Origin of the sequence: Candidatus Bartonella washoeensis Sb944nv, from assembly GCF_000278135.1 — a bacterium.
Classification (GTDB): domain Bacteria; phylum Pseudomonadota; class Alphaproteobacteria; order Rhizobiales; family Rhizobiaceae; genus Bartonella; species Bartonella washoeensis.
In genome coordinates this window covers 1-1,518 of sequence record NZ_JH725032.1, presented here as the reverse complement: position 1 = coordinate 1,518, position 1,518 = coordinate 1, and the positions used below count along the sequence as shown (strand labels likewise).

2 protein-coding genes are annotated in these 1,518 nt (G+C 36.0%); both read right to left on the bottom strand.

Annotated elements, in window-relative coordinates; genetic code table 11:
• Nucleotides 1–100 precede the first annotated feature (100 nt).
• Nucleotides 101–835, bottom strand: coding sequence for a phage antirepressor Ant (locus MCQ_RS08515; RefSeq protein WP_006924800.1), 735 nt, complete (start codon nt 833–835; stop codon nt 101–103).
• A 50-nt stretch (nt 836–885) separates the two neighbouring features.
• Complete coding sequence (locus tag MCQ_RS08510; RefSeq protein ID WP_035008316.1) at nt 886–1,188, bottom strand: hypothetical protein; 303 nt, start codon at nt 1,186–1,188, stop codon at nt 886–888.
• Nucleotides 1,189–1,518: the final 330 nt, after the last annotated feature.

Here is a 1,518-nt window from a genome sequence, read left to right as displayed (position 1 = left end):
ATTTTTATTAGCCATAGGTGTTACTCCTAATCTAAATATCTAATAAAATTTTAATGGAAATTTGAGAAGGCGCCCCCGCAACGCCGCTGCTTTTTTAAAATTATTGCATATTCCCATAAATTTCTTCTCTTAAATATGCTAATCCTTTGGATGTTATCTTTGTTGACGGTATCAACTTTTCTGAACCATCAGGTTTTTGAATAACTATAACAGGACAATCCATAAGACCTTTTTTGATCTTATCTTGATAGGGTAACAAAGGAGCGCTAGGCGCTCTTCTGTATACCCAATCATGACTCCGCAAATAATCTGTTAAATCTTTAGGTCTTACTTCCAATATTTTGGCTGCCTCTATAATACCAAATAAGCCATCGGAGCGTTTTAAGCCTTCAAAAGCTATTGCCTTTGGTTTTAATTCTGAGATTATGATGTCTTTACGTTCATTCTCGTTTTTTAGATGCGTCAAGACACCTAACATTACCTGTGGACTTGCGTAATCGATTTGTGGTGTGGTTATTTGTTTTGCACGCCGTTCACATTCAATGAAGTATTCTCTTGCTTGGTGTCCTTTTTCATTACGCTCTATCATTGAAAGGTGTTTAGCCATGTCTAATGTGAGAGCATAATCTTTAGAAGGACGACCTCCTGAACTTTCGCTCAAAAAAGAGCAAAAGTCATAACCTTCTTTAAATTTACATTCTTTAATACGACGAATAATCCAATCTTTAAAACTGGTTTTAACTTCTAAAAATGCATGTAATTCACGTGCGTTCACTGTTTGAACTAATTCACCATCAATGTTGGTTTGATTTACATCTATTAAATATTGTGACATCTTTATCTCCTGTGAAAGTTAAAAAGCTGGCGCCCTCCACACGCCGTTCGTTACGCTGCTTTTAATGACTGATGAGGTTTTTCACTCAAAACAGGGCTATAAGCTTTCAACAATGGAGCTATTGATTGTATTGGTTCGGATTGACCAAACTCTGTAATAATTGCTAAGATTTTTGCAACATTCGGAATTTCATTTTGTGATTTTAAAATCAAGACTTTTTCAAGATCAGCCATAAGCTCTACTAAAGCATTGCTATATTCACATTCAGTATAACCACTGTTAACTTCCTTAAACACAGCCATCCACAAATCGCATAAAAAATCAGTGGTTATATTGAGTTCGTTTTTTTCTATAGAATTCATGCTAGTAATCCTGTTAGTTCTAATGTTTCTATTGACACCCCTTAAGGGCGCCGGGCGCTAGAAACACGGCCAACAGTCCGTTGTTACGCTTTTCCTTCGAAAAGGTATTGTATGGCGTAACTACACCCGACAAAATCGTTATATGCTCTTTAAAGCATAAAAGACAATCAGTATTTTAATCATGGGAGAGGCTGTTTCGTAACCTACCCGCTGTTGGTTTAGCGTTTCTACACACTTGACACCCTTCTAAACGAGCCTTCCTTTAATGTCAATACGGATTTTATATTTTTTTCATATTTTTCCATTTTGATACTTACCTAA